The organism is Pseudomonas sp. 05N36, from assembly GCF_056397385.1.
This window is the reverse complement of sequence record NZ_JBFTNH010000017.1, coordinates 1-22,269: the sequence shown is the minus strand read 5'-3', so window position 1 is coordinate 22,269 and position 22,269 is coordinate 1. Positions and strand designations below refer to the sequence as shown.

The 22,269-nt window shown below is 53.8% G+C and carries 18 protein-coding genes and 2 pseudogenes; 18 read left to right on the top strand and 2 right to left on the bottom strand.

Annotated elements, in window-relative coordinates:
- Positions 1–47 precede the first annotated feature (47 nt).
- The 18 genes from serC to AC1DIH_RS20415 all read left to right on the top strand — a co-directional run bounded on the left by serC (position 48) and on the right by AC1DIH_RS20415 (position 21,420).
- Positions 48–1,133, top strand: a complete 1,086-nt coding sequence (gene serC / locus AC1DIH_RS20500) for a 3-phosphoserine/phosphohydroxythreonine transaminase (protein ID WP_477773068.1) — start codon at positions 48–50, stop codon at positions 1,131–1,133.
- Entirely contained in the window at positions 1,133–2,227 is a 1,095-nt protein-coding gene (gene pheA, locus AC1DIH_RS20495) for a prephenate dehydratase (RefSeq protein WP_019692985.1), read from the top strand. The genes serC and pheA overlap by 1 nt, the downstream gene beginning before the upstream one ends.
- A gap of 11 nt (positions 2,228–2,238) precedes the next feature.
- Positions 2,239–3,351, top strand: coding sequence for a histidinol-phosphate transaminase (hisC, locus tag AC1DIH_RS20490; protein WP_123584982.1), 1,113 nt, complete (start codon positions 2,239–2,241; stop codon positions 3,349–3,351).
- A 28-nt stretch (positions 3,352–3,379) separates the two neighbouring features.
- Entirely contained in the window at positions 3,380–5,587 is a 2,208-nt protein-coding gene (locus AC1DIH_RS20485; protein ID WP_477773123.1) for a bifunctional prephenate dehydrogenase/3-phosphoshikimate 1-carboxyvinyltransferase, read from the top strand.
- Positions 5,584–6,273, top strand: a complete 690-nt coding sequence (gene cmk / locus AC1DIH_RS20480) for a (d)CMP kinase (protein ID WP_054593462.1) — start codon at positions 5,584–5,586, stop codon at positions 6,271–6,273. Before AC1DIH_RS20485 ends, cmk begins: the two co-directional genes overlap by 4 nt.
- A 121-nt stretch (positions 6,274–6,394) precedes the next feature.
- Positions 6,395–8,086 (top strand): 30S ribosomal protein S1, encoded by a 1,692-nt coding sequence (rpsA, locus tag AC1DIH_RS20475; protein WP_477773067.1) that lies wholly within the window; start codon positions 6,395–6,397, stop codon positions 8,084–8,086.
- A 195-nt stretch (positions 8,087–8,281) separates the two neighbouring features.
- Complete coding sequence (locus tag AC1DIH_RS20470) at positions 8,282–8,563, top strand: hypothetical protein (RefSeq protein WP_477773066.1); 282 nt, start codon at positions 8,282–8,284, stop codon at positions 8,561–8,563.
- 174 nt (positions 8,564–8,737) lie between these two features.
- Positions 8,738–9,034: an integration host factor subunit beta gene (ihfB, locus tag AC1DIH_RS20465; RefSeq protein ID WP_003369729.1), complete on the top strand. Its 297-nt coding sequence runs from the start codon at positions 8,738–8,740 to the stop codon at positions 9,032–9,034.
- Positions 9,035–9,058: 24 nt separating this feature from the next.
- Positions 9,059–9,295 (top strand): lipopolysaccharide assembly protein LapA domain-containing protein, encoded by a 237-nt coding sequence (locus AC1DIH_RS20460; protein ID WP_477773065.1) that lies wholly within the window; start codon positions 9,059–9,061, stop codon positions 9,293–9,295.
- 222 nt (positions 9,296–9,517) lie between these two features.
- Positions 9,518–10,594: a dTDP-glucose 4,6-dehydratase gene (gene rfbB, locus AC1DIH_RS20455; protein WP_477773064.1), complete on the top strand. Its 1,077-nt coding sequence runs from the start codon at positions 9,518–9,520 to the stop codon at positions 10,592–10,594.
- Complete coding sequence (gene rfbD / locus AC1DIH_RS20450) at positions 10,591–11,484, top strand: dTDP-4-dehydrorhamnose reductase (protein WP_477773063.1); 894 nt, start codon at positions 10,591–10,593, stop codon at positions 11,482–11,484. Before rfbB ends, rfbD begins: the two co-directional genes overlap by 4 nt.
- Positions 11,484–12,374 (top strand): glucose-1-phosphate thymidylyltransferase RfbA, encoded by an 891-nt coding sequence (gene rfbA, locus AC1DIH_RS20445; protein WP_477773122.1) that lies wholly within the window; start codon positions 11,484–11,486, stop codon positions 12,372–12,374. The genes rfbD and rfbA overlap by 1 nt, the downstream gene beginning before the upstream one ends.
- A gap of 55 nt (positions 12,375–12,429) precedes the next feature.
- Positions 12,430–13,350: a glycosyltransferase gene (locus tag AC1DIH_RS20440; RefSeq protein WP_477773062.1), complete on the top strand. Its 921-nt coding sequence runs from the start codon at positions 12,430–12,432 to the stop codon at positions 13,348–13,350.
- On the top strand, positions 13,350–14,312 hold the full coding sequence (locus AC1DIH_RS20435; protein ID WP_477773121.1) for a UDP-glucose 4-epimerase family protein: 963 nt from the start codon (positions 13,350–13,352) through the stop codon (positions 14,310–14,312). The genes AC1DIH_RS20440 and AC1DIH_RS20435 overlap by 1 nt, the downstream gene beginning before the upstream one ends.
- The gene (locus tag AC1DIH_RS20430; protein WP_477773061.1) at positions 14,309–15,328 is read left to right on the top strand and encodes an MraY family glycosyltransferase; all 1,020 of its coding nucleotides are present in this window, start codon (positions 14,309–14,311) and stop codon (positions 15,326–15,328) included. The genes AC1DIH_RS20435 and AC1DIH_RS20430 overlap by 4 nt, the downstream gene beginning before the upstream one ends.
- Positions 15,329–15,636: 308 nt before the next feature.
- A complete protein-coding gene (locus tag AC1DIH_RS20425) occupies positions 15,637–16,425 on the top strand; it encodes an ABC transporter permease (protein ID WP_477773060.1) in 789 nt (262 codons plus the stop codon).
- On the top strand, positions 16,425–17,684 hold the full coding sequence (locus AC1DIH_RS20420; RefSeq protein ID WP_477773059.1) for an ABC transporter ATP-binding protein: 1,260 nt from the start codon (positions 16,425–16,427) through the stop codon (positions 17,682–17,684). Before AC1DIH_RS20425 ends, AC1DIH_RS20420 begins: the two co-directional genes overlap by 1 nt.
- A gap of 4 nt (positions 17,685–17,688) precedes the next feature.
- Positions 17,689–21,420: a glycosyltransferase gene (locus tag AC1DIH_RS20415; RefSeq protein WP_477773058.1), complete on the top strand. Its 3,732-nt coding sequence runs from the start codon at positions 17,689–17,691 to the stop codon at positions 21,418–21,420.
- A gap of 45 nt (positions 21,421–21,465) precedes the next feature.
- Here AC1DIH_RS20415 and AC1DIH_RS20410 read toward each other — a convergent pair.
- Positions 21,466–22,044: pseudogene (locus AC1DIH_RS20410) on the bottom strand (IS66 family transposase); the annotation flags it as partial.
- 95 nt (positions 22,045–22,139) lie between these two features.
- A pseudogene (locus AC1DIH_RS20405) lies at positions 22,140–22,238 on the bottom strand (transposase domain-containing protein); the annotation flags it as partial.
- Positions 22,239–22,269: the final 31 nt, after the last annotated feature.

Sequence of the window (22,269 nt, the reverse complement as noted above, 5' to 3'; positions counted from 1 at the left end):
AGAGTGTTTGCTCTGTCCGCTACCGTGAATGCATAGCGAGAGTGGATGTGAGCAAACGAGCCTATAACTTCTGCGCAGGTCCTGCTGCGCTGCCTGAAGCTGTCCTGTTGCGTGCCCAGTCGGAGTTGCTCGACTGGCATGGCAAGGGTCTCTCGGTCATGGAAATGAGCCATCGCAGCGATGAGTTCGTGTCCATTGCAACCAAGGCCGAGCAGGATCTGCGTGATCTGCTGAATATCCCCTCGAACTATAAAGTACTGTTTCTGCAAGGCGGCGCCAGCCAGCAATTTGCTCAGATTCCTCTGAACCTGTTGCCGGAAAACGGCAAGGCCGACTATATCGACACCGGTATCTGGTCGCAGAAAGCCATTGAAGAAGCGCAGCGCTACGGCCACGTCAACGTTGCAGCGACCGCCAAGCCTTACGACTATTTCGCAATTCCCGGCCAGAACGAATGGAAGCTGTCGCAAGACGCGGCCTACGTGCACTACGCGCCGAACGAAACCATTGGTGGCCTGGAATTCCAGTGGATCCCGGAAACCGGTGATGTTCCGCTGGTCGCCGACATGTCTTCGGACATTCTCTCGCGCCCTGTGGATATCTCGCGTTTCGGCATGATCTACGCCGGCGCCCAGAAAAACATCGGCCCGAGCGGCATCGTCGTCAACATCGTGCGTGAAGACCTGCTGGGTCGTGCCCGTTCGTTCTGCCCGACCATGCTCGACTACAAGGTCGCGGCCGACAACGGCTCGATGTACAACACCCCGCCAACACTGGCCTGGTACTTGTCCGGTCTTGTGTTCGAATGGCTGAAAGAGCAGGGTGGTGTTGAGGCCATTGGCAAGCTCAATGAAGTCAAGCAGCGCACGCTGTATGACTTCATCGATGCCAGCGGCTTGTACAGCAACCCGATCAACAAGGCTGACCGCTCGTGGATGAACGTGCCGTTCCGCCTGGCTGACGATCGCCTCGACAAGCCGTTCCTGGTCGGTGCTGAAGCGCGCGGCCTGCTGAACCTCAAGGGTCACCGTTCGGTAGGCGGCATGCGTGCCTCTATCTACAACGCCGTCGACATCAACGCAGTCAATGCGCTGGTGGCGTACATGGCAGAGTTCGAGAAGGAACACGGCTAATGTCTGAGCAAGAACTCAAGGCACTGCGCCTGCGCATTGATGCTCTGGACGAAAAAATCCTCGAGCTGATCAGTGAGCGTGCACGCTGCGCCCAGGAAGTCGCGCGAGTAAAGATGGCTACGCTGGCCGAAGGCGAAGTGCCGGTGTTCTATCGTCCTGAGCGTGAAGCTCAGGTGCTCAAGCGCGTAATGGAGCGCAACCAGGGGCCGCTGGGCAACGAAGAGATGGCGCGGTTGTTCCGTGAAATCATGTCCTCGTGCCTGGCGCTCGAACAGCCGCTGAAAGTGGCCTACCTCGGCCCTGAAGGAACCTTCACTCAAGCGGCGGCCATGAAGCACTTCGGTCACGCGGTGATCAGCAAGCCAATGGCGGCGATCGACGAGGTGTTCCGTGAAGTGGCTGCCGGTGCGGTGAACTTTGGCGTGGTGCCTGTGGAAAACTCCACCGAGGGCGCAGTCAATCACACTCTCGACAGCTTCCTCGAACACGACATGGTTATCTGTGGCGAAGTCGAGTTGCGCATTCACCACCACTTGCTGGTGGGTGAAAACACCAAGACCGACAGCATCAGCCGCATTTATTCCCATGCCCAATCCCTGGCGCAGTGCCGTAAATGGCTGGATGCTCACTACCCGAACGTCGAGCGCGTGGCGGTATCGAGCAATGCCGAAGCGGCCAAGCGGGTCAAGGGTGAGTGGAACTCGGCGGCGATTGCCGGTGACATGGCGGCAGGCTTGTACGGGTTGACCCGTCTGGCCGAAAAAATCGAGGATCGCCCGGACAACTCCACGCGATTCCTGATGATCGGCAGCCAGGAGGTGCCACCGACCGGCGACGACAAAACGTCGATCATCGTCTCGATGAGCAACAAGCCCGGCGCGCTTCACGAGTTGCTGGTGCCGTTCCATGACAATGGCATCGACCTGACGCGAATCGAAACCCGTCCATCGCGCAGCGGCAAGTGGACCTACGTGTTCTTCATCGATTTCGTCGGCCACCACCGCGACCCACTGATAAAAGCGGTGCTGGAGAAAATCAGTCAGGAAGCGGTAGCACTTAAAGTGTTGGGTTCCTACCCGAAAGCAGTTCTCTAAAGGCGTTGATAATGAGTGGCGACTTCCTCGCTCTGGCACAGCCGGGCGTGCAACAACTTTCGCCTTACGTTCCGGGCAAGCCCGTGGACGAACTGGCCCGCGAGCTGGACATCGATCCGGCAAAAATCGTCAAGCTGGCGAGCAACGAAAACCCGCTGGGTGCCAGTCCCAAGGCATTGGCGGCGATTCGCGAAGAGCTGGCCGAGCTGACCCGCTATCCGGACGGCAACGGTTTTGCACTGAAAACCCTGCTGGCTGAACAGTGCCGGGTCGAGCTCGATCAAGTGACGTTGGGCAACGGCTCCAACGACATTCTCGAGCTGGTCGCGCGTGCCTATCTGGCGCCGGGCCTCAACGCAGTGTTCAGTGAGCATGCGTTCGCGGTCTACCCGATCGTCACTCAGGCGGTGGGTGCCGAGGCGCGAGTGATTCCAGCCAAGGACTGGGGGCATGACCTGTCGGCCATGCTCGAAGCCATCGACAGCAACACCCGCGTGGTATTCATCGCCAACCCGAACAACCCGACCGGAACCTGGTTCGACGCCGAGGCGCTGGACGAGTTTCTGCAGGACGTGCCGGAGCGCGTGCTGGTCGTGCTGGATGAGGCGTACATCGAGTACGCCGAAGGTAGCGATCTGCCGGATGGCCTGGATTTCCTTGCGGCGTACCCGAACCTGCTGGTTTCCCGGACCTTCTCCAAGGCCTACGGTCTGGCCGCGCTGCGTGTGGGTTATGGCTTGTCGACTGCAGTGGTCGCTGATGTGTTGAATCGTGTACGTCAGCCATTCAACGTCAACAGCCTGGCCCTGGCTGCGGCTTGTGCGGCGTTGCAGGACGATGAATACCTGGCTGAAAGCCGTCGCCTGAACGAGTCCGGCATGCAACAGCTCGAAGCGGGTTTCCGTGAGTTGGGGCTGAGCTGGATTCCTTCCAAAGGCAACTTCATCTGTGTGGATCTGGGGCGCGTTGCGGCGCCGGTTTTCCAGGGCTTGCTACATGAGGGCGTGATCGTGCGTCCGGTGGCCAATTACGGCATGCCGAATCACTTGCGCATCACCATCGGTCTGCCGGCTGAAAACAGTCGCTTCCTCGAGGCGCTGGCCAAGGTTCTGGCTCGTGGTTGATGTCATTGCCGTGCAACCCGCTGTGCCTATGATCGGTCGCCTGGTGGTGGTCGGTCTGGGGCTGATCGGTGGTTCGTTCGCCAAGGGCCTGCGGGAAAGCGGGGTGTGCCGCGAGGTGGTTGGCGTTGATCTCGATCCGCAATCGCGAAAACTGGCCGTTGAGCTAGGCGTGGTGGATCGTTGTGAAGCCGACCTCGCTGTCGCCTGCCGCGGTGCGGACGTGATTCAGTTGGCGGTGCCGATCCTCGCGATGGAAAAACTGCTGGCGCTGTTGGCTGGCATGGACCTGGGTGCGGCGATTCTGACCGATGTCGGCAGTGCCAAAGGCAATGTGGTGCGCGCAGCGACCGAAGCTTTCGGTGGCATGCCTGCGCGCTTCGTTCCGGGGCATCCGATCGCCGGTTCCGAGCAGAGCGGGGTCGAGGCTTCCAATGCCCAGCTGTTCTGTCGGCACAAAGTGATTCTGACGCCGCTTGAGCAAACCGATCCGGCTGCCCTGGCAGTTGTCGACCGGCTCTGGCGCGAATTGGGTGCCGATGTCGAGCATATGCAGGTCGAGCGTCACGACGAAGTGTTGGCGGCGACCAGTCATTTGCCACACTTGCTGGCATTCGGTTTGGTCGATTCGTTGGCCAAGCGCAGTGAAAATCTGGACATCTTCCGTTACGCTGCGGGCGGTTTCCGCGATTTCACGAGAATCGCCGGCAGTGACCCGGTCATGTGGCACGACATCTTCCTCGCCAATCGCGAAGCTGTCCTGCGCACACTCGATACATTTCGCAGCGACCTCGACGCCTTGCGCGACGCGGTCGATGCAGGGGACGGGCACCAACTGTTGGGCGTCTTTACGCGCGCCCGGGTTGCTCGCGAGCATTTCAGTAAAATCCTGGCCCGCCGGGCCTATGTGGACGCTATGAACTCCAACGATCTGATTTTCCTGGCAAATCCTGGTGGCCGCCTGAGTGGGCGGATTCGTGTACCAGGCGACAAATCGATTTCCCACCGTTCGATCATGCTCGGCTCCCTCGCTGAAGGCGTTACCGAAGTCGAAGGTTTCCTCGAGGGTGAAGATGCCCTGGCGACCTTGCAGGCCTTCCGTGACATGGGCGTCGTGATCGAAGGTCCGCACCATGGTCGCGTGACCATTCACGGTGTCGGCCTGCATGGCTTGAAACCGGCTCCCGGCCCGATCTATCTGGGCAACTCGGGTACGTCGATGCGTCTGTTGTCCGGCTTGCTGGCCGCGCAGGACTTCGACAGCACCTTGACAGGCGATGCTTCGCTGTCCAAGCGTCCGATGAATCGTGTGGCCAACCCGCTGCGCGAGATGGGCGCGGTGATCGAGGCGGCCGCAGAAGGTCGTCCGCCGATGACCATTCGCGGTGGCAACAAGCTTAAAGGCCTGACTTACACCATGCCGATGGCCAGCGCGCAGGTTAAATCCTGCCTGCTGTTGGCGGGGCTGTACGCCGAGGGCAAAACCACGGTGACCGAGCCTGCTCCGACGCGTGACCATACCGAGCGCATGCTGCGTGGTTTTGGCTACCCGGTTACTGTCAACGGTGCCACCGCTTCGGTCGAATCCGGCCACAAGTTGACCGCGACGCACATTGAAGTGCCGGGCGACATCTCCTCGTCGGCATTCTTCCTGGTGGCAGCGTCGATTGCCGAAGGTTCGGAGCTGGTGCTGGAGCACGTGGGTATCAACCCGACCCGTACCGGTGTGATCGACATCCTGCGTCTGATGGGCGCCGATATCACCCTGGAAAACCAGCGTGAAGTCGGTGGCGAGCCAGTGGCTGACTTGCGCGTGCGGGCGGCTAAGCTTAAGGGTGTTGAAATTCCGGAAGCGCTGGTTCCGCTGGCTATTGACGAGTTCCCGGTGCTGTTCGTGGCTGCGGCCTGTGCCGAAGGCCGGACCATTCTGCGTGGTGCCGAAGAGTTGCGGGTCAAGGAATCGGATCGTATCCAGGTGATGGCGGATGGTTTGCTGGCGCTGGGCGTCAAGTGCGAGCCAACCCCGGACGGCATCATCATCGACGGTAGCCAGATTGGCGGCGGCGAAGTGCATGGTCACGGCGATCACCGGATTGCCATGGCGTTCAGCGTTGCATCGTTGCGTGCCAATGCGCCAATTCGTATCCACGATTGCGCCAACGTCGCGACCTCCTTCCCGAACTTCCTCGCGTTGTGCGCGCAAGTCGGTATTCGTGTTGCTCAAGAGGCTCAGTCGTGACCAGCCATGCTCCGGTAATCACCATCGATGGACCGAGCGGCTCGGGCAAGGGCACCATCGCCGGGATCCTTGCCAAGCGCCTGGGCTGGTGCTTGCTTGATTCCGGTGCGTTGTACCGTTTGCTGGCATTCGCTGCGCGCAATCATGGTGTCGACCTGACCAACGAAGAGTCGCTGAAGCTGCTGGCCGCTCATCTTGATGTGCAGTTCATCGGGGCGACCGAAGGTCATCCGCAGCGCATCATCCTTGAAGGTGATGATGTCACTGACGATCTGCGCAACGAGCAGGTCGGTGCCTGGGCCTCGCAAGTGGCGGCACTGCCTGCGGTGCGTGACGCTTTGCTGCAGCGCCAGCGGGCATTTCAGGAGGCGCCGGGGTTAGTGGCCGATGGTCGCGACATGGGTACCGTTGTATTTCCCGACGCACCGCTGAAGATTTTTCTGACCGCCAGCGCCGAGGAACGGGCGCGCCGTCGTTATTTGCAGTTGAAGGGCAAAGTCGAGGGTGTTAGTCTGTCGAGTCTGCTAGATGAGATCCGTGTGCGCGATGAGCGCGACACCCAGCGAGCGGTAGCCCCGCTCAAGCCGGCGGTCGACGCCATACAGCTGGATTCCACGGAGTTGTCCATCGAGCAGGTGCTGGAACGCATCATGAGCGAGATCGCCATTCGCGATATCGCCGGGTGACCAAGAAGCACCGCAGGGGACCAGTCATAGTCCTGCGGCGTTTCTTTTATATAAACGTAACCCACATTGTCTGGGATGTGGCAGATGGGCGTATTCTTCGCCCTTATCAACAGGAATTAAAATGAGCGAAAGCTTTGCGGAACTCTTTGAAGAAAGCCTAAAAACCCTGAACCTTCAGGCAGGCTCCATCATCACCGGTGTTATCGTTGATATCGATTACCAGGCTCGCTGGGTAACCGTTCACGCTGGCCTGAAGTCTGAAGCACTCATCCCGCTTGAGCAGTTCTACAACGACGCTGGCGAACTGAATATCAACGTCGGTGACGAAGTTCACGTTGCGCTGGATTCGGTTGAAGACGGCTTTGGTGAAACCAAGCTGTCCCGTGAAAAAGCCAAGCGCGCTGAATGCTGGATCGTTCTGGAAGCAGCCTTCGCAGCCGAAGAAGTGGTCAAGGGCGTTATCAACGGTAAGGTTAAAGGCGGCTTCACTGTCGACGTTAACGGCATCCGTGCGTTCCTGCCAGGTTCTCTGGTTGACGTCCGTCCAGTGCGCGACACCACGCACCTGGAAGGCAAAGAGCTGGAATTCAAGGTCATCAAGCTCGACCAGAAACGCAACAACGTTGTTGTTTCCCGTCGTAGCGTCCTCGAAGCCGAGAACTCCGCTGAGCGTGAAGCTCTGCTGGAATCCCTGCAGGAAGGTCAACAAGTCAAAGGTATCGTCAAGAACCTCACCGATTACGGCGCATTCGTCGATCTGGGTGGCGTCGATGGCTTGCTGCACATTACCGACATGGCTTGGAAGCGTATCAAGCATCCTTCCGAAATCGTCAACGTTGGCGACGAGATCGATGTCAAGGTTCTGAAGTACGATCGCGAGCGCAATCGTGTTTCCCTGGGCCTCAAGCAACTGGGCGAAGATCCATGGGTTGCTATCAAARCCCGTTACCCAGAAAGCACTCGCGTTACCGCTCGTGTAACCAACCTGACCGACTACGGCTGCTTCGCTGAGCTGGAAGAAGGCGTTGAAGGTCTGGTGCACGTTTCCGAAATGGACTGGACCAACAAGAACATCCACCCTTCGAAAGTCGTACAAGTCGGCGACGAAGTGGAAGTTATGGTTCTGGACATCGACGAAGAGCGTCGTCGTATCTCCCTGGGCATCAAGCAGTGCAAATCTAACCCATGGGAAGATTTCTCTGGCCAGTTCAACAAGGGCGATAAAATCTCCGGCACCATCAAGTCGATCACCGATTTCGGTATCTTCATTGGTCTGGACGGCGGCATCGACGGTCTGGTTCACCTGTCCGACATCTCCTGGAACGAAGTGGGCGAAGAAGCCGTACGTCGTTTCAAGAAGGGCGACGAGCTGGACACCGTTATCCTGTCGGTTGACCCAGAGCGCGAGCGTATCTCCCTGGGTATCAAGCAACTGGAAAGCGATCCGTTCTCCGAGTACGTTCAAGAGAACGACAAAGGTGCAATCGTTAAAGGCATCGTGAAAGAAGTTGACGCTAAAGGCGCCATCATCACGTTGGCTACCGATATCGAAGCTACTCTGAAAGCCTCCGAAATCAGCCGTGACCGCATCGAAGATGCGCGCAACGTTCTGAAAGAAGGCGAAGAAGTTGAAGCCAAGATCATCAGCGTTGACCGCAAGAGCCGTGTAATCCAGCTCTCGATCAAGTCGAAAGACGTTGAAGACGAGAAGGAAGCTATCCAGAGCCTGCGCGACAAGCCAGCTGCTTCGGATGCTCCAGTTGACACCACTCTTGGTGCTCTGCTGCGTGCACAGATGGAAAAACAGAACTAAGTTCTGTCAGACCATAGAAAAAGGGCGACTTCGGTCGCCCTTTTTTGTGGCTGAAATTTGAGTCTATTGGAGGCGCAGGGAAACAAAGTGGGGAGGAGGTGGTCTGTTGTTCGGGTGCATCAATTGCCTATTTGGAGCTAGGCTTTAGCTTGAATCGAGCACTAGTCGAGTGTGATTCCAGGCATAAGGAAGGCAATGAACAGGCTCATCGTTACGTTGGCAGTCCTGGTTTTGGCGGGGTGTACGACAAATGCCAAAACTCACGTGGTGCGTGGCGTGAGTGGTATCGAGATCGATTGTTCGGGGCTCGGATCAGGTTGGGATAAGTGTTACAAGCGCGCTGCAAGAGAGTGTGGGGTGGAGGGGTACAAGGTCATCGGCAGATCCAGTGATGCTAAAGAAGAGGGGGAGGATTATCTGTTTGGGTGGAACCCGGCCGGATACCTTACTCGTGTCATGTTGGTGGTTTGCAGGTGATGGTTCGGTTTGCCTCTGTGGTGTGGAGGGGTGGGGTGCTGGTCTCCGGGAGGTGGGCTTCACCGTATCTGTCAGGGAGTTCAGATAAGTCAATATATAGGCTGTTCAAAACCCTTGGAGCATGCTAAAACCTTTGAAGCGCTGACCTAGCTGCTTGAAAAAGAAGGGAAAAATATGACGAAGTCGGAGTTGATCGAACGAATTGTCACCCATCAAGGGCTACTCTCATCCAAGGATGTGGAGCTGGCCATCAAGACCATGCTTGAGCAAATGTCCCAGTGCCTGGCGACCGGCGATCGAATCGAAATCCGTGGCTTTGGCAGCTTCTCTCTGCACTATCGTGCACCACGCGTCGGTCGTAACCCAAAGACCGGCCAATCCGTCAGCCTCGACGGCAAATTCGTTCCTCATTTCAAGCCAGGCAAAGAGCTTCGGGATCGGGTGAACGAGGATGAGGAGGAGGGGCTTTGACGGTCGCCACTCAAGGAGCGGTTCATGCGTAACCTCAAGCGCGTACTTCTCGGAGTCTTTGTTTTGCTGCTGATTTCAGCGGTTTTGGTGTTCATGCTGGAGAATCAGCAGTCAGTTTCACTGCTGTTCCTGGGGTGGGCTGGGCCGCAATTGCCGATATCAGTCGTTATAATCCAGGTGCTGCTATTGGGGATGGTGATTGGTCCGATCCTTGGCTGGATGGCTCGTAGAGCCGGCTTGCTGCGCGGGCGCCGCGACTGATTGTGGCTGCGGGCATCGAATTTGTGCCGCAGTTTGTCTATATCCATTAGTAAAACCTTTATTAAGCTGTAAAATGTTGCGCCTGTCCGAATGGCGACACATTCCCCATCCGGTTCAGACTGACTCTGTCAGAAGTCTTTGCTAAACCAGCGGCTTCTGCATTTATGGATTAGACAGCGCTCGGTAGGCAGTCCTGTCAGCAACTCAAGGGTATGGTTTCGCGTGAAAATTTTAGTAACCGGTGGCGCAGGATTTATTGGCTCGGCAGTCATTCGCCACATCATCTCCAATACTGCGGACTCCGTAGTGAACGTGGATAAGCTGACCTACGCTGGCAACCTTGAATCGTTGGCTGATGTGGACCAAAACGCGCGTTATGTGTTCGAGCGCGTCGATATCTGCGACCGGGATCAGATTGATCGCGTCCTTCGTGATCATCAACCCGATGCCATCATGCACTTGGCTGCTGAGTCCCATGTTGATCGCTCGATTTCCGGTCCGTCTGAATTCATCCAGACCAACATCATTGGTACCTACACACTACTAGAGTCAGCGCGCCACTATTGGAGCGCACTGGATGACGAGCGCAAAGCCAACTTCCGCTTCCACCATATCTCGACTGACGAAGTCTACGGAGACCTCGAAGGTCCAGAAGACCTCTTCACCGAAACCACGCCGTACCAGCCAAGTTCGCCATACTCGGCCAGCAAGGCCAGCTCCGATCACCTGGTTCGCGCCTGGAGCCGTACCTACGGCTTGCCGACGCTGGTCACTAACTGCTCGAACAACTACGGTCCGTGCCACTTTCCTGAGAAGTTGATCCCGCTGATTATTCTCAATGCGCTGGAAGGCAAGGCGCTGCCGGTTTACGGCAAAGGCAATCAGGTCCGTGACTGGCTCTATGTCGAAGATCACGCTCGTGCTCTGTACAAAGTCGTGACCGAAGGTGTTATTGGCGAGACCTACAATATTGGTGGCCATAACGAAAAGCAAAACATCGAAGTGGTGCACGCCCTGTGCGCATTGCTTGATGAGCTGCGTCCTGACTCGGCCTACCGTCCGCATGCCAGTCTGATTACCYATGTTCAGGACCGTCCGGGTCACGATCAGCGTTACGCGATCGACGCCAGCAAAATCCAGCGTGAGCTGGGCTGGACGCCGGAAGAGACCTTCGGAACCGGCATTCGCAAGACCGTCGAGTGGTACCTCAATAACACTGAATGGGTTGCTCATGTGAAGAGTGGCAGCTACCAGCAGTGGATCGACAAGAACTACTCGGACCGTTCGAGCAAGGCATGAAAATCCTTCTGCTTGGAAAAAACGGCCAGGTAGGCTGGGAGCTGCAACGCTCCCTGGCACCGCTTGGCGAGTTGATTGCCCTTGATCGTCATGCTGTCGATGGTTTGTGCGGTGACCTGTCCGATCTCGATGCATTGCGCGCGACGATCCGCCAGGTCAGCCCCGACGTGATCGTCAATGCTGCTGCCTACACTGCTGTCGACAAAGCAGAGTCCGAAACTGAGCTGGCCGACCGCGTGAATGGTCAGGCCAGCCGGGTGATGGCTGAAGAGGCCGCGACTCTGGGGGCCTGGCTGATTCACTACTCGACTGACTACGTCTTCAGTGGGAAGGGCTCGGCACCTTGGCAAGAGACAGATGCAGTCGCCCCTGTGAATCACTATGGGGCCAGCAAGTTGGCCGGTGAGCAGGCAATTGCTGCGTCTGGCTGCAAGCACCTGATTTTCCGTACCAGTTGGGTCTACGCAGCTCGCGGCAACAATTTTGCCAAGACCATGTTGCGTCTAGCCAAGGATCGCGAAACTTTGAGCGTTATTGCTGATCAGATTGGTGCGCCTACTGGTGCCGACCTGATCGCTGACGTGACGGCGCTGGCCATTCAGCAAGTCCTGCGGCGCCCCGAGCTGGCGGGCCTGTATCACTTGGCAGCTGGCGGGGAAGTCTCCTGGCATGGCTACGCCAGCCACGTGATCGGTTTCGCCCAGGCCAATGGCGAGCAGCTCGCTGTGACGGCGATCAACCCGATAGAAACGACCGCTTATCCAACACCTGCATGCCGCCCTCTGAATTCGCGTTTGAATACTCAGAAGCTGCGTGACAATTTATCTCTGCACTTGCCGGATTGGCAAAGTGGTGTGACCCGAATGCTTATGGAAGTTCTCAATAAATGATCAACACGACAAATCGTAAAGGCATCATCCTCGCTGGCGGCTCGGGTACGCGCCTGCACCCGCTGACTCTTGGTGTCTCGAAGCAGATGCTGCCGATCTACGACAAGCCGATGATCTTTTATCCGCTGTCGGTACTGATGCTTGCGGGCATGCGCGAAATCCTGATCATTTCCACTCCGGAAGATCTGCCGTGTTTCCGCAAGCTGCTGGGTGATGGCAGTCTCTATGGCATCAAGTTGACTTACGCTGAACAGCCAAGCCCGGACGGACTGGCGCAAGCGTTCATTATCGGTGAGGAGTTCATCGGCGAGGATCCTTGCTGCCTGATCCTGGGTGACAACATCTTCTACGGTCAGCACTTCTCGGACAACCTGCGCTCCGCCAGCTCTCAACAGCATGGCGCTACAGTGTTCGGCTACCACGTGTCTGATCCCGAGCGTTTTGGTGTCGTCGAGTTCGACGCCTCCGGTCGTGCTCTCAGCATCGAAGAAAAGCCGCTGAAGCCTAAGTCCAGCTACGCAGTTACCGGTCTTTACTTCTACGACAACCAGGTTGTTGAGATTGCCAAGAACATCAAGCCATCCGAGCGTGGCGAGTTGGAAATTACCGACGTCAACCGTGCTTACCTGGAGCAGAAGACCCTCAATGTCGAAATGCTCGGCCGTGGCTTCGCCTGGCTGGATACCGGGACTCACGACTCGTTGCTGGAAGCCAGTCACTTCGTGCATACCATCGAGCAGCGTCAAGGCCTGAAAGTGGCTTGCCTGGAAGAAATTGCCTACAACAACGGCTGGATCACGGCCGAGCAACTGAGCGCTCAAGCCGACGCGCTGAAAAAGACTGGTTATGGCCAGTACCTGCAAAAGCTGCTGGATTCGCCTTCTCACTAAGGCGATTGCGCTACTTTTAGAGCGGCAATGCTCGACTCGTTTAAGCAGGAATGGCATGCCAGTAAAACATCTCAAGGTTGCGGTTTTGCTGGCTGCCTACAATGGCATGCAGTGGATCGAGGAGCAGTTGGCCTCGATCCATGTTCAGGCGGGCGTTGATGCCACCATCTACATCAGTATCGACCCCTCCACTGACGGTACCGAAGCCTGGTGCGCGTCCTATGCAGCTCTGCACCCCGGCGTTACTGTTTTGCCGGCTGCCGGTAGTTTCGGCGGCGCCTCTCGCAACTTTTTCAGACTGATTCGCGATGTCAACTTCGAAGGTTACGACTTCGTTGCCTTTGCCGATCAGGATGATATCTGGCACCCGAACAAGTTGCAGCGTTCGATCCAGTCCCTTCAAGCCCGTCATGTCGACGCCTGCTCCAGTAACGTTACGGCTTTTTGGTCGGACGGTAGAACCCATTTGCTGGACAAGGCACAGCCTCAGGTCGCCTGGGATTTTCTGTTCGAAGCAGCGGGCCCCGGTTGCACCTATGTGCTGAACAAAAAGCTGGCGATGGAGCTCAAGCTCTCGGTGCTAGCCCACTGGCACGAACTGCAGAGCGTAAGTCTGCATGACTGGTATATCTATGCATTTGCTCGCAGTCATGGTTTCAAGTGGTTTACCGACCCGGTACCTTCTATGCAATACCGCCAGCACGAAAGTAACCAGGTAGGTGCGAACATTGGGATCAGCTCATTGTTCGTGCGTTACAAAACCATTCATGACGGTTGGTGGTTTTCTCAGGTACAGCTCATTGCGGCACTTGTGGGCAAGGAAAACGATCCTTTTGTTCGGCGTTGGTATCGACTTGGACGCAGACAGCTGATGATGCTTTCGTTCAGTGCCTGGAAATGTCGGCGGCGGGTGCGGGACAAGGTGTTTTTCTTCCTGATTTGTTGGGCTACCGCAATAATCGGGAAAAAAACCTAATGAAAGGACCGAAGGTTCTGGTGACTGGAGCGTCTGGTTTTGTTGGTGAGTCGGTGGTTTTGCGGCTACTGCTGGACAAAAAGTTCACGCCGGTGGCTGCGGTTCGCGGCTCTTCATGCCTTGCCGGACTTTGTCGAGTGGTGCCATTCGCCTTGGGAAATGGCGCAAGGCTGCCGGTGCTGGACGATGTTCAGGTGATCATTCACTGTGCCGCGCGGGTGCATGTGATGAATGAAACAGCTACTGATGCCTTGGCAGAATTTCGCAAAATCAACGTGGACGGTACGGTTCGACTTGCTCGTAAAGCAGCAGAGTCAGGCGTGAAACGCTTCATCTTCATCAGTTCGATCAAGGTGAATGGCGAGCGCAGCACGCCGGGTGCTCCCTTCAAATTCGATGATTCTCCTGCACCGATTGATCCCTATGGCATCTCCAAGCTGGAGGCGGAAGAGGCGCTCCGGCAAATCAGTCAGGATACCGGAATGGAGGTCGTGATTATCCGCCCGCCACTGGTTTATGGTCCGGGAGTGAAGGCCAACTTTTTGAATATGATGGTTTGGCTGAATAAAAGAATTCCGTTGCCTTTGGGCGCCATAAATAATCGAAGAAGTTTTGTCGCTGTGGATAACCTTGTGGATCTGGTTATCAAATGTGTCGATCATCCTGAGGCTGCCAATAATACGTTTTTGGTCAGTGATGGCGAAGACTTGTCGACAACACAGTTATTGATGCGCATTGGCAAGGCTTTCGGAAAGCCAGCGTTGCTGATCCCCGTTCCAGTCTGGATGTTGAAGGGGGCTTTGTTTGTGCTCGGAAAAAAAGTCATCGCCCAGCGTTTATTCGATTCTCTTGAGGTCGATATCGTCAGGACTCAAACCCTCTTGAGTTGGTCTCCTCCTGTCGGGGTGGACCGGGCGCTACGTCGGACGGTTGATCACTATCTGGATACTCTAAAAAAATGATTTTCTGTTGGTTGTTAAGTGCGGTGTTCGTCATCTCGCTATTGTTGACTTATGTTTTGCGGCGCTATGCACTGGCCAATAGCCTGATCGATATTCCTAATTTACGTAGCTCCCACACTCTTCCTACTCCGAGAGGTGGTGGAGTGGCGATAGTCATTTCATTTCTGCTCGCGCTACCCGCGTTGTATGGTCTCGATTTGATCGATCTACCTACCCTGGCAGGGTTGTTGGGGGCGGGAGCGCTGGTTGCGGCTTTGGGTTTTGCTGATGATCACGGGCACATTGCGGCAAGATGGCGTTTGTTCGGGCATTTCATTGCCGCCGGCTGGGCGCTGTTCTGGTTGGGCGGGGGAGTGCAGATCTCTGTTTTTGGTTTGCTTCTCGATTTGAAATGGTTCGCAACCTTTCTGTTCGCCATCTTTCTGGTCTGGATGCTCAATCTCTACAACTTCATGGATGGCATCGATGGGCTGGCCAGTGTTGAGGCTATCTCTGTGTGCTTGTCTGGGTGCCTGGTCTATTGGCTGAGCGGGTATCAGGAACTGACCTGGGTGGTTTTGATACTGGCAGGCTCTGTGGCGGGGTTTCTTTGCTGGAACTTTCCCCCTGCGCGAATTTTCATGGGGGATGCCGGAAGTGGTTTTATCGGACTGATCATAGGCTTGCTGGCCATTATCGCTGCCGCTAAAGCGCCTGAGTTGCTTTGGTGTTGGCTGATACTGTTGGGGGTATTCATTGTCGATGCAACCTGGACGCTCATGCGGCGCCTTCTTCGCGGGGACAAGATTTATGAGGCCCATCGCAGTCACGCTTATCAATATGCTTCTCGGAAGTATGGAAGTCATAAAGCGGTGGTTTATGTTGTTCTGGCGATAAATCTGCTATGGCTTGCGCCGCTGTCGATTGCTGTCGGAGTCGGTTTGATTCCAGGTATTGCTGCCCTGGTCATTGCATACATTCCGCTGGTGCTGATTGCGTACAAATATCAGGCTGGAGTGTTGGAGTCGGCAAGGTGACGACTGTTTTTTTGGGGGAATTCTCTAGGATTTTTCTTACGAGCTTTTCAGAAACCTCACATATTCCGCCCATCAAAAGTCCGTATCCTGAGCCGGGCAGATCTCCCTTGTGAGCGGTAGTGTTTATGAGCGGAGCTTCGCCGGTTTCTAATGAGGGCTGTGGCGCAGGCCTCCTCTGCGGATAGCGTTCAGGTTTTAGGGCTACAGTGACAGGGTGTGCCTGTCGGTTGTGCTGGGAAGGCCGATGATTGTTGGTATGGCTTTCGGTTGATGATTGTGAAGGGTATCTATCTCGAAGGAATAATTTAATGCGTATATTCAGAGAGTTTGCACGGGATCGAAGGGTATTGCTGAATCTGATATCCAATGACCTTCGTGCGAGATACCTTACTAACTATCTTGGCATCTTGTGGGTGTTTATTCAGCCTGTGGCAACCACTGTTATCTTGTGGTTTGTGTTTCAGTTTGGGTTCAAGGCGGCTCCTCATAACGATTTTCCATTTGTCCTGTGGTTGGTGTGTGGTCTGGTGCCCTGGTTCTTTATCGTTGAAGCATTGAACTCAGGGTGTTCGTCGGTAAAGGAAAATAGTTTTCTGGTAAAAAAAATTGTCTTCAGGGTTTCATTGCTGCCGTTGGTAAAACTTGGTTCGGCGTTGATGGTCCACCTTTTTTTTGTTTGTATACTGGTTCTTTTGTTTTTGGCATATGGGTATGCACCTACGGTGTATTGGCTTCAGGTTGTTTATTATATTGTCTGTTTGTTTGCTTTGTTGCTGGCAATTGCCTGGATTACCAGTTCGGTGGTTATCTTTTTTCCAGACCTGAGTCAGTTGGTTTCCATGGCGGTGCAATTTGGCTTCTGGCTAACTCCGGTTTTCTGGGATATCAATGCCATGCATAGTCGCGCCGCAGCGTATCTTCAGTTTAATCCGTTCGCTTATATTGTCGAAGGGTTCAGGGATTCACTCATTCGTGGTGTCTGGTTTTGGGAGCGTTCGGAGCAAACGATCGTGTTCTGGATTGTCCTGATCATTCTGATGCTGGTAGGTTTACGGACGTTCAAAAAACTAAGACCTCACTTTGCGGATGTTTTGTGATGACTGAAGTAATCGAGGATGCCATTGTTGTCAGTAATATCTGTAAAGTCTATCGACTCTATGACAAACCCGTTGATAGATTGATTGAGGCCCTGTCTTTGTTCGGCGGGCGTCGGCATCACGATTTTCATGCTCTTTCGGATATAGCCTTCTCGGTCAAGAAGGGGCAGACCGTTGGTATATTAGGAAAGAACGGAGCGGGCAAGAGTACACTGCTCAAGATTTTGACCGGTGTGCTCACGCCCACAAGTGGGGAAGTTAAAGTGTTCGGTCGAATCGCCTCGTTGCTGGAGCTGGGGGCAGGCTTCAACCCTGATTATACCGGGATGGAGAATATTTACTTCCAGGGTACATTGATGGGGTACAGTCGCGCGGAAATGCAATCGCGTGTTTCGGCTATTATGGAATTTGCAGACATTGGCGAATTTATCAATCAGCCCGTTAGAATGTACAGTAGCGGTATGTTTGCGCGCTTGGCCTTTTCTGTTGCTATTAATGTTGAGCCGGACGTGCTTATTGTTGATGAGGCGTTGAGCGTTGGGGATGCAGGGTTTCAGTTGAAGTGTATGCTTAGAATGAAGCATATGCAGGAGCGAGGCACCACAATACTTTTTGTTTCTCATGATACTCAGTCGGTTATTCGGTTTTGCCAAGCCGTTATTGTAATGCAGGCCGGTCGTATTGTTGATTACAGTGCCGACGTGCTGACAGCTACCAAAAACTACGAAAAAAACGTTCGAAATGCAGGTGCATCGACAACGGCTCTTGCGGAGGAGTTGCATGTTGATGCTTCTTATGAGAAAGAACTGGGTGACATTTCAGAGGTGAGATTTGGCTCCGGAGAAGCTAAAATCAACGCGGTTGATTTTTTTGACTCTGCGGGGGTTAAAACAAATCATTTCGAGCCAATGAGTGAAGTCACCATGAATTGCTATATCGAGTCTCGGACAGTAATAAAAAACGTCGTCATTGGCTACTCATTGAGAAACGCAAAGGGCGTCGATGTGGCGGGTGACAATACCCTGTTGGCTGATAGTGGAATTAACTTTGAGAAAGGGGCGTATAAGGTCAGCTTTTCCTATTCGCTAAATATCGTGCCTGGTGAGTATTTTCTGTATATCGGTATGGCCAGTCTGAATGGCGAGCGCGTTGAGTTGGATCAGCGGTGGCCCTTAAGAAAAGTGAGTGTGTCTGGTGGGCGTCAGACTGTAGGTGTGGCCTATTGTCCGTCAACCATAAATGTTGTGAAGGTTGCTTGATACTATGCTTAAGATTGGTAACGCTGTCATTGCCGAAACGGTAAAGTTTCATGTGGATGATACCGCTGTTTGTATTATCGCTGACGATGTACAGATTCGCGACAATGTCGTTATTGAGTGTGGTGCTGGCGGGTTTTTGAGTATCTCGTCTGGCACCGTGATTAACTGTGGTGCATGGATTAACGGAAGTGGAAAAGTCACGATCGGCAAAAATGTGTTGATTGCACCTAACGTTTCCATAACGTCCTCTACTCATCGCCATGATCGCAAAATACCTGTCAAGGATCAGGGGCTGAAATTGGCTGAGGTGAATATTGAGGATGATGTCTGGATTGGAGCGAGTGCTTCAGTTCTGGCAGGAGCTGTCGTGGGTAAGGGCTCAATTGTCAGTGCAAACTCGGTCGTAAAGTTTAATGTTGAACCGCAAAGTATTGCAGTGGGTAACCCAGCAGTGCGGGTGGCGCAAAGAAAATTCAAGAGAGTTATGTTTTATACGCTGCCTCTGGTGCTAAGAGGGCGGCCGACGTTGTTCAGTAGTATCGTTGATTTGTATCTGCCGTTGGCGGATAAATTTGCCAGTGAAGGCTGGGAGTGCATATTTGTTGGCTCTGACGAGCTGAAAAATGAATATGGCGTATTTGATTATCAGTGGGTAAGTCCCACGACGCTTTCGTGTGTTTATCCAGATGGGTCTCGCTCTGATTGGCTGGCCGACTGGACCGCGATACTCAATAAGGAAGCGCTTCCTTATCACGACAAATTTGTTCGGCGGTTGGTGAGCGAGTTAGACCCGGATCTCGTTTTTTGTTGGAACTATGACGGCACGCTGGACACTACTTGTTCCTCTCACCATATTCCTCTGATTTTTAATGAGCTGGGTATGTTGCGAGCGCCTAACGCGATGGGTTACTACTCGGATCCGCAAGGCGTTAATGTGCGAAGTGCGTTCAGGGCGGAGTTCGCCATCTACCTGGATAAGATGCAGGCCCACGACAATAGCGGGTCTACTGATAGATTAAAGATGCTTGAAGATCGCTATAAGTACCAAGGTGAGGCCAAGGTACCGAATGCTCTGATTCTGCTTCAGGTTCAGGATGACTCCAATGTAATCATGGGGTCTCCCTATTCAAGCATGGCCGAGTATGTTCAGCATGTTTCAGATGTGATTTCCGGTTCGGGTTTAAAGGTCATCGTCAAGCCACATCCGTTGGATTCAGTGCCGCCGCTGCCGGCTCATGTCTTCGTCGCCGACAAAGAAGACAGTATTTCTGATTTGATTGCAGCCGCCGATGTTGTCTTCACCATTAATTCCTCTGCTGGATTTGAGGCCGCTTTGGCTGGCAAGCCTGTTTACGTCGTGGGGTTGGCCCCCTATTCAGGATTGGGGCTGACTATCGATGTCCGGGAACCGGCGAATCTGCTGTCGATTTGGCAAGCCCACAAGACAAATAGCGTGTGCACGCAAGCGCTCAGAGCATCCATTCTGGATTTTGCCGAGACGCAATACTTTCTTTCTGCTGCCCAGTTCTGCGAGCCGTCAGCTCACTTGGCTCGGATACGGCATGAGGGTGAGTCGAGTGGCGAAAGAAATTGTTTCGACCCTGATTTGGAAAGTTATCGCCAGCAATCCTATATTACATGGCTAGAGTCAAAAAATAAGGAGCTGGGTGCCGAGTTGGTTTTGTTGAATGATGAGTTTGTTCGCGTCAATAGCCAGCTTGTTGAGGTGGAAAAGCAACTTCATGTGTTGCAACAAAAGGGTGTGCAGTTTGAAAACTCAGAAGAAAAAAATTCGTTTTTAAGGGAAGAGCTATTCAGTATGAGGACTTCAAAAGAGTCGTTTGTAATGCGCTACCTATCGGGGCTGCGTCGGCTCGTGTCGAGTCCGAAGGCGGTACTTCGGCCGCTCTATCAGAAGCTTCCTTTTCTGGTGAGTATTCGTGTTCGAGTTTCTCTTTACTCAAAGGCATTTCGTGTAAAGCTTCTTTCGATTATCTATTCCAAAAATAATGCCAAAGCGATACAGGACATTACGGATCGTCGATTTTCTCATGCCTTGGTCCGTTCGGTAGCCACTGCTCAGCCCGTTATTGATGTGTCCATCGTTACCTATAATAGCGCCAAGTGGGTTGATGGCTTTTTTGAATCGTTGAAAAGTCAGAGCTATCCACTTGGAAAGTTGAACCTTTATTTTGTTGATAACGGTTCCGGTGATAATACGGTCGAAGCGTTAGAGCACTGGAAAGCGACCTTGGGTGTCGAGTTGGCCGGCTTTCAGGTTTTGCAGGGTGAAAACGTAGGTTTTGGTGCTGGTCATGACCGCGCGATCAAGCAGGGCGATTCGGAATATTTTCTGGTCAGCAATATCGACATTACTTTCGCAGATAACTCCATTGAGAAAATAGTTTCTTGTGCGTTGTCGGAAAATCAGGAGGATGTCGCATCCTGGGAGTTAAGGCAGGCGCCTTATGAACATCCGAAATATTATGATCCGGTGACGCTGGAAACTAACTGGTCTTCGCATGCATGTGTTCTGGTCAGAAGGTCCGCCTACGTTAAGGTTGGTGGGTATGAAAGTCAGATATTCATGTATGGAGAGGATGTGGAGCTTTCTTATCGGTTCAGATCTTATGGGTATCGGTTGAAGTATTGTCCTTCCGCTATCGTTTATCACTACACCTATGAGCATGAAAACCATGTGAAGCCGATTCAGTATACTGGTAGTACATTGGCCAATGCTTATATTCGATTGCGTTATGGTCGACTGACCGACAAGGTCGGAGGTGTTGTTCTGCAGTTATTATTGTTGTTGCGACCGCAAGTATATCCGGGGTCCCGTCGGGATTTACTGGGTAATATCGCTCGGCTCATGAAAAAAGCCCCATATTTTCTCAGGGGTAGGGGGCCAGATAAGGATGCTTGTTTTCCCTTCAGGGGCTTTGATTATGAAATGATCAGGGAAGGTGCTTTTTGGCCTGTCGGTGATCCTTTTGCTGAGCAGCCTTTGGTCACCATCGTGACGCGCACTTATCGGCAGAGAGAGGAGTTTCTACGGCAGTCCATCATGTCGGTATTCAATCAGACCTACCGCAATATTGAGTTGATCGTGGTCGAGGACGGAGGCTCGACAATGAAGTCTCTCGTATCTAAGGTGCAGCCTTCAGATGGGCGAAGTGTCAGCTTCTACGGTCTGGAGAAAGTAGGGCGATCGGTGACAGGTAACTATGGTCTTGAGATGGCCAAGGGCAAGTACTGCATGTTTCTCGATGACGATGATTTGCTATTCTCGGATCACGTTGAGGTCCTTGTGGCGGCACTGTTGAAGAATGAGCAGGCCGTTGCAGCTTATTCGTTGGCAATGGAAGTTGGTACAGTCACTGGCGGCAATAATGGGAGATATACGGAGGTCAGTCACGAGACTCACGACTTCTTTAAGCATGAATATGATTACGATGTGTTGCTGGATCATAACTTCATCCCTATTCAGTCTCTTCTTTTCAAAAGAGAGCTATACCTGAAGCGGGGCGGTTTCGAGATCGATATGAGTAATCTGGAAGACTGGAATCTTTGGTTGCGCTATGGGTATAAAAATCAGTTCTGTTATGTACCAAAAACCACGTCGTTGTTCAGAACACCTGCGGATCTGGAGGTGAGGCTGAGCAGGCACAAACAACTCCACGAAGCCTACTCCGTTGCAAAAAACCGGGCCTTGAAGTCTTGTGAGAGTTACCGCTGATTTGTTCTTTCTTGGTGCGCTGTAAATAAAAAATAGCGTAAGCGCTCCATCATCGCCTTTAGGCTGCACCTTTTGCGCCTCGACAAGCTTGCGTCGTGCATGGGTGCAGCAGCGTCAACGTTTGAGCAGGCTCGACGGAACTTCCTGCGCCCGGCTGGTCGAGTAGTCAACAAGTACCACCCGCCGATTTGACGCTCCGTCGGTTCACGCCCACATCCTGGGCATGTATATCGTACGCGACTTTCCAGAAGTCATTCCCTCATCAAGTTGAGCAAAAATTGCAGGTGTTCGCGGCACGGATAATCCAGCGCGCGGAGGTTTGTCGTGGAATATCGACACCGTGGCGGCCGAGTGCTTTTTCGAAGCGATGCAGTTGCAGGCAATCGACGAATTTGGTCGTCAGTGCTATCGCCAAAACACTGGGGCTTGCCATGCTCTTTTCGATCAGTCGAGTCGGTTTGTCAGCAGTGACCAGAGCGGTTCACCGCCACGGCAGGCGTATTCCCTGCACACATGCTTGATCACACGGATTTGCATCGGGGCGATCTCGAGTTGCTCGCTGATTTCCTCACCAATGCTGTGTTTGCGGCAATCGTAGGCGCAGGTCAGTTTTTGCTCGGGCAGTAGTTGAGTCGGTTGTTTAGAGACTATTGCAATGGCCAGGTTGTTCATTCGTAAGCGCTCCATGAACCCCACATTTTAAAGGTGGGGATCTATGGCTATCTTGGAGTTTGCGGTGTGCAGTTCCACGGCAGCAAGGCCTCGAAGTCTTCTACACTCGAGGCTTGTGGCAGGCGCTCAAGTGCGTGGCGCAGCCACGCAGGCGCTCAAGTGCGTGGCGCAGCCACG

What these genes read in the sequence shown, in the direction of transcription:
- pheA (WP_019692985.1), top strand. Translation starts at nt 1,133, where the DNA reads ATGTCTGAGCAAGAACTCAAGGCACTGCGCCTGCGCATTGATGCTCTG.
- hisC (WP_123584982.1), top strand. Translation starts at nt 2,239, where the DNA reads ATGAGTGGCGACTTCCTCGCTCTGGCACAGCCGGGCGTGCAACAACTT.
- AC1DIH_RS20485 (WP_477773123.1), top strand. Translation starts at nt 3,380, where the DNA reads ATGATCGGTCGCCTGGTGGTGGTCGGTCTGGGGCTGATCGGTGGTTCG.
- AC1DIH_RS20470 (WP_477773066.1), top strand. Translation starts at nt 8,282, where the DNA reads ATGAACAGGCTCATCGTTACGTTGGCAGTCCTGGTTTTGGCGGGGTGT.
- ihfB (WP_003369729.1), top strand. Translation starts at nt 8,738, where the DNA reads ATGACGAAGTCGGAGTTGATCGAACGAATTGTCACCCATCAAGGGCTA.
- AC1DIH_RS20460 (WP_477773065.1), top strand. Translation starts at nt 9,059, where the DNA reads ATGCGTAACCTCAAGCGCGTACTTCTCGGAGTCTTTGTTTTGCTGCTG.
- rfbD (WP_477773063.1), top strand. Translation starts at nt 10,591, where the DNA reads ATGAAAATCCTTCTGCTTGGAAAAAACGGCCAGGTAGGCTGGGAGCTG.
- AC1DIH_RS20440 (WP_477773062.1), top strand. Translation starts at nt 12,430, where the DNA reads ATGCCAGTAAAACATCTCAAGGTTGCGGTTTTGCTGGCTGCCTACAAT.
- AC1DIH_RS20435 (WP_477773121.1), top strand. Translation starts at nt 13,350, where the DNA reads ATGAAAGGACCGAAGGTTCTGGTGACTGGAGCGTCTGGTTTTGTTGGT.
- AC1DIH_RS20430 (WP_477773061.1), top strand. Translation starts at nt 14,309, where the DNA reads ATGATTTTCTGTTGGTTGTTAAGTGCGGTGTTCGTCATCTCGCTATTG.
- AC1DIH_RS20425 (WP_477773060.1), top strand. Translation starts at nt 15,637, where the DNA reads ATGCGTATATTCAGAGAGTTTGCACGGGATCGAAGGGTATTGCTGAAT.
- AC1DIH_RS20420 (WP_477773059.1), top strand. Translation starts at nt 16,425, where the DNA reads ATGACTGAAGTAATCGAGGATGCCATTGTTGTCAGTAATATCTGTAAA.
- AC1DIH_RS20415 (WP_477773058.1), top strand. Translation starts at nt 17,689, where the DNA reads ATGCTTAAGATTGGTAACGCTGTCATTGCCGAAACGGTAAAGTTTCAT.